At 66.6% G+C, this 506-nt stretch carries 1 protein-coding gene; it reads left to right on the top strand.

The genetic code is table 11. From position 1 onward, the window contains the following. Window positions 1-506 (top strand): sodium/proton-translocating pyrophosphatase (locus D1614_RS29100; RefSeq protein WP_175579336.1); only part of this gene is annotated, 506 nt, incomplete at both ends.

The following is a 506-nucleotide window of genomic DNA, read 5'->3' as shown; positions in this document are numbered from 1 at the left end:
ACCTCGATCATCGGCGCGTTCTTCGTCCGTCTCGGCAAGAGCGGCAACATCATGGGGGCCCTCTACCAGGGCCTGATCGTCACCGGCGTGCTGTCCATCGGCGCGGTCTGGGGGGTGATTCACCAGCTGGTCCAGAAGCCCGTCATGGTCGGCGACAAGAGCGTCGACGCCAACGCGCTGTTCTATTGCGGACTGGTCGGGCTGGCGGTGACGGCGGCGATCGTGATCATCACCGAGTTCTACACCGGCACCAACTTCAACCCGGTCAAGTCCATCGCCAAGGCCTCGGTGTCCGGCCACGGCACCAACGTCATCCAGGGGCTCGCCGTCTCGCTGGAGTCCACGGCCGCGCCGGCGCTGGTCATCATCGTCGGCATCATCCTGACCTACACCTTCGCCGGGCTGTTCGGCGTGGCCATCGCCACCACCACCATGCTGTCCCTGGCCGGGTTCATCGTGGCCCTCGACGCCTTCGGGCCGGTGACCGACAACGCCGGCGGCATCGC

Source organism: Maribellus luteus, assembly GCF_003576475.1.
Taxonomy (GTDB): Bacteria; Bacteroidota; Bacteroidia; order Bacteroidales; family Prolixibacteraceae; genus Draconibacterium; species Draconibacterium luteum.
This window is presented reverse-complemented; position numbering and strand designations above follow the sequence as displayed.